At 66.6% G+C, this 4,399-nt stretch carries 6 protein-coding genes; 2 read left to right on the top strand and 4 right to left on the bottom strand.

Features of this window, described 5'->3' with window-relative positions; genetic code table 11:
* Together mobC and FNH05_RS33270 are read left to right on the top strand one after the other, a co-directional pair.
* Window positions 1–346 (top strand): plasmid mobilization relaxosome protein MobC (gene mobC / locus FNH05_RS33265; RefSeq protein WP_222426783.1); only part of this gene is annotated, 346 nt, incomplete at its 5' end.
* Entirely contained in the window at window positions 343–1,947 is a 1,605-nt protein-coding gene (locus tag FNH05_RS33270; RefSeq protein ID WP_144592822.1) for a relaxase/mobilization nuclease domain-containing protein, read from the top strand. The genes mobC and FNH05_RS33270, both read left to right, overlap by 4 nt.
* 35 nt (window positions 1,948–1,982) lie before the next feature.
* Here FNH05_RS33270 and FNH05_RS33275 read toward each other — a convergent pair whose 3' ends face one another.
* From FNH05_RS33275 to FNH05_RS33290, 4 genes are all read right to left on the bottom strand, one after another.
* A complete protein-coding gene (locus tag FNH05_RS33275) occupies window positions 1,983–2,360 on the bottom strand; it encodes a hypothetical protein (RefSeq protein WP_222426784.1) in 378 nt (125 codons plus the stop codon).
* Window positions 2,357–3,556 carry a putative T7SS-secreted protein gene (locus tag FNH05_RS33280; RefSeq protein WP_186382865.1) on the bottom strand — a complete coding sequence of 400 codons (1,200 nt, stop codon included), beginning with the start codon at window positions 3,554–3,556 and terminating at the stop codon, window positions 2,357–2,359. Before FNH05_RS33280 ends, FNH05_RS33275 begins: the two co-directional genes overlap by 4 nt.
* Window positions 3,501–3,869, bottom strand: a complete 369-nt coding sequence (locus tag FNH05_RS33285; protein WP_144592826.1) for a hypothetical protein — start codon at window positions 3,867–3,869, stop codon at window positions 3,501–3,503. Before FNH05_RS33285 ends, FNH05_RS33280 begins: the two co-directional genes overlap by 56 nt.
* Window positions 3,870–3,945: 76 nt before the next feature.
* Window positions 3,946–4,399: phosphotransferase family protein (locus tag FNH05_RS33290; protein ID WP_144592824.1), on the bottom strand; the 454-nt coding region annotated here is incomplete at its 5' end.

Consider the following 4,399-nt stretch of genomic DNA (forward strand, 5'->3'; position numbering starts at 1 on the left):
GATCAACCTTCGGACCACGCATGAGACGTATGAGCGCCTCTGTACAGCTGCTGGTACCGCTGGGCTGACAGTGCCCCGCTACCTCATCGAGTCGGCGCTGCGCGATTCACCTGGCGGCTGGAGCCTGCGGCAGCAACGGTGGTGGGTCGAGCGTCTTGATGTGGTCGAGACCCGGCTGACCCGGATCGGGGTCAACCTGAATCAGATGGCGATGGTGGCCAACGCGACAGGGCACACGCCGGACGGGCTGGCTGCTGCCCTCGGGTATCTGTCTCGGGTTCTGGAGGAACTCGGCCGTGTACTTGCCGCGATCGACCCTGACCGGTCACGCTCGGAGGAACCGTGATCGCGAAGGCGCCGGAGAGCGGGAAGTGCGGCCGCAACACCTACGGGCTGCTGCGCTACCTGTTCGGGCCTGGCCGGGCGAACGAGCACCGGGATCCGCACTTGGTGGCGGCGTGGGACCCCGACTGGCTGCCAGGCGGGGTCTTCACTGAGCGGGTCCATGGCTGGCTCGCTCGTTTGGGTCGCGAGGTGGATTCGGCCATGACCGGACACGAGGTGACTGTTCCGGGTGGACACGTCTACCACGTGGTTATGTCCGTGCCCCCGCAGGACGGGGCGCTGGGTGACGCGGTGTGGCGGCAGCTGGTGGAGGACGCGATCGGCCGAATGGGGTTTGGGCCAGACGAGGATGGCCGGGGAGGGTGCCGGTGGGTCGCGGTGCACCACGGGCCCAGCCCGGAGGGCAACGACCACGTCCACCTGGCGGTGAACCTCGTGCGCGGCGACGGGCGGATCGCCGACACGTATCGGGACTGGCCTCGGTGGCGTGAGTGGTGCAAGGACGTCGAGCGGCGACTCGGCTTGACCCCGACTTCGTCGGTGAACCGGACCGCGCCGTTGCGCCCGAAGCGAGCCGAGACCGAGAAGGCCACGCGCCTGGGTCGGCAAAGGAGCAGTCGGGAGTTGTTGCGCGACATCGTTCGTGTGGCTGCTACCCGCGCCAGCAGCGTCGATGAGTTTCTTGAGCTGTTGGAGCGAGAGCCGGTTCAGGTCGAGCCGCGCTGGGGCGCGGAAGGCCTGTTCACTGGCTACCGTGTGGCGCTGTTCGGCGACATCGGTACCAAATCCACCGATAGGCGTGTCTGGTTTCGGGGCAGCCAACTCGCCCGCGACCTCTCCGCGCCGAAATTGCTCGCGCGCTGGGCCAGCGCGTCCGCACCACCGCCCTCGTTGCCGCGCGACGAACGTGACCGGTTCGCCTCGACCGGCCGCGCCGAACGTACCACCGCAGTCGAGGAAGCCACCCTGGCTGCGAAACGTGCCTGCGGGGCGTTAGCCGTGCTCAATGCCCGCCAGCAGCTCAGTGCTGTGTCGGAAGCGGTTTCGGAGGAAGCGGACGCCATCGCGCACGCGACCCACGACCTGCTGGTGGCGGCGGCACGGGGGATTGACGGGAACGAGTTGCGCTTTGAACGGCGTGAGGCGCCGGTCTGGACCGCCGCGATGGAGTACGAGCGTGCCGCCGCTACTCCCTGGCGGGTTCAGCCCGCTCGATGGGGCCCCATCGCCGCCGAGTTGCGTACTGCGGCGCGACGCCTGGCGCGGGTGGGCGTGCTGTCGCGACGTGGCCGGGAAGGGGATGGGATCACTGTCCTAGTGGTGGCTCTGGCGGCCCTGATCGCCGAGATCGCAGCATGGCGTGAGTCGACCCAGCAACGACGGCAGGCCGATTCGGCCCGCCGGGCAGCCAAAGTACTGGAAAGTTGTGCAGGCACCAACGGGCGTCGTTATCCTGCGGCCGGTTCCCTGCGCGCCACTCCGCCAGAGGCTGTAACGGATTCTCAACGACAGCAAGGCCAACGGCCCACCTTGTCGGGGAAAAAGTATTCCACGTTTCGACCACTCCAGCCGCGTTCACGTACCGGCGGGCTTGGACGATGAGGAAGAACTGACCTATCGGTCGTCGGATTGGGGGCTTACTTCAGGGTGAGGTGTGGCGTGTGGGTCGTGTAGATGTGTACCTGGCCCCAGTCCCCGGCTATTTCGTAGTGGTCGTTGTTGTAAACCATGCTGTCGATGTTTCCCAGATCGGTTTCTCCGCTGGCATCGGTGTAGGCGCGGTTGATGCGTTCGATCCACCGAATTTCCGTGGCTCCGTCGATGACCAAATCGGCGTCGACATAGCAGTATTGCTCACCTGGTGTGGCGGTGTGATAGTAAGGGTGTTGTCGGGTCAGGACTGCCTCGATCGAGAAGGACACCGAGTCGGCGTTCTCGGTGATGTCGAGAACGAAGCTGTCTTCGAGGTAGACGTGGGCGAGGTCGGCGAAATCGCTGTAGTTCTGCACGGTCACCAGTCCCATTCTATCGGGGTGTGGTTTCCGGTGCTCTTTCTGGTCACGGGGTTTCCGTCCGGGTCGATTCGTTGTCCGTATTCGTTTCTCAGCTCGACGTGGGGGTCGCCGCTACCCGGTGCTCGGGGGCTGCCTTGCTTGACCGTCATCCGGACCACGCCGTTGTCGTCGACGTATTTGGCTGGTCCGTTGGGTGTCTGGGTTCTGGTCCAGCCCTGTTCCTGTGCGTACCGTTCCAGGTCCGAGGCTTTCGGCGGGCCGTTTTTGAACATGTCGGACAGGCCGCGAGCGGGTGTGGGCTGCGAGGCGGGCGCCGGACTGGCCGAGCCCTCGTTCGTTTGGATCACTTCAACCCGGTCGTCCCCGCTGGCGTGCGCGGCCAGGTCGCCCATGGCCGCGGTCATCATGCCGACCCCGGTCACGGCTCCCGCCACGGAGACGCCCATCGCCGGCACGCCGATGACCGCACCTTCCCCGGTCGCGGTCAGCGCGGCACCACCGGCCACGCCTGCCGCACTGGCAACTGTGAGCCCGAGACCCAAGATCGCGCTGCCCACGTCTCCGGGGTGATGCAGCAGCGCATTGCCGAACGACGCCACGTCATTGACGATGTGTGCCCCCACGTTCCCGAGGAAGTTGCCAACGTCGTCGAGCCAGCTCGACTCCTGGGGTGCGGTCTTCGCTTCTCCGCGCAGGATGCCCGCAGCGGTGTCTCCCGCGTCCTTGAGCTGCGCACGGGCGCGATCGAGCATCTCGCGGGCGGCCTGCCGAGTGACTTCTCCCGGGTCGGTGAACGGCGGCGCAGGCTGGTTCTGCGCGGTTGCCTGCGCGGCAGCAAGGTCGTGCTGGGCCTTGGCCTGCTGGGTTGCGGTTTGACCCCGGTCCCACAGCTGAATGGCCTCGACCGCCTGGGACTGTGCCCAGCGGAGTGTGGCGGCGTAGTCCTCCAGGGCGCTGGCGCCGGATTCGAGGGCGTCGGCCGCGGCGAACCATTTGCGCGGTTCGTAGCTGAACTTGTCGTGAAACTCCCGCGCGGCCGGCCCTTGCCAAGCGCCCGTGTCGATCGCGAGCAGGCCCTCCCCGGCCCAGTTCGCACGGTCGGTGCGGGCGAACAGGACGCGTGCGTTCTCCTCGACTGCTTCAGGCTTGCCTGGCACCAACGCCTGCGGGTCCTGAGTATCGCCGAGCCCAGCCACCCTCGACCGCCTTGACACCCGGGTCCTCTGGCAAGGATCGCGCCGCGGCTTCGTCCACTGCTCGATACGCCGCTGCGACCCGCGAGAGCGCGTTCCCGATCGTGCCTGCATCCTCGGTCAGTACATCGAGGCCATCGCTCCAGCTGACGCAGTAGTCCATCAGCGCGTCGTGCAGCTGGGCATGCCCATACAGCCCCGCATCGCCGCACAAGCCACGGAGCTCGAAATTGTCCTGATCCTGAACGCTGTCGTGAATACCTCTAGCCGCTTCGTCGACCTTGTCGACGTCGACGTGGAAGCCTGGTCCATCCATCACCAAGATCGCCCCCCTCGATCACGCACAGTGTCTGATCTTGGCGCTCGCTAGTCAAGCACCTCCGGGTTCCTGGTCAGGGAATCGCGTGCCAGCGCACTGACCTGTCGCCGGCTCGCAGGGACCGTATGCGGCGTGCGAGTTCTGCGGCTGCTGCCGGTTTGCTGGGGGCGAGGCGGATGTAGGCGCCGAGGGCGTGGAGTTCGGTGATGTCGCGGAGCAGGGTCCATTCGGGCCAGTCGAGGATGTTGTAGCCGTAGCCGGTGAGGAACTGCTCGCGCAGTCGTGCCGGCTCGTGGAAGTGGTCGGGGATGCCGGTGAGCAGGTCGAGCTCGCGTGGCCCGAGGCAGGTGCCGTCCCAGTCGATCAGGAGCCAGTGGCCGTGGTCGTGGACGAGGTTTTCCGTGTGGGCGTCGGCGTGGATGAGGCCTTCGCCCAGGGGGAACCGGGTGGTCATGAAGGTATCCACCAGTTCGGCAGCGCGCTGAGTCAGCCAGGTGTGGTCGTCGGTTGTCAGTGCGGGTTGCGGG

The sequence above is a fragment of the Amycolatopsis rhizosphaerae genome, assembly GCF_007713715.1.
Lineage (GTDB): Bacteria > Actinomycetota > Actinomycetes > Mycobacteriales > Pseudonocardiaceae > Amycolatopsis_E > Amycolatopsis_E rhizosphaerae.

What these genes read in the sequence shown, in the direction of transcription:
- FNH05_RS33285 (WP_144592826.1), bottom strand. Translation starts at nt 3,869, where the DNA reads ATGGATGGACCAGGCTTCCACGTCGACGTCGACAAGGTCGACGAAGCG.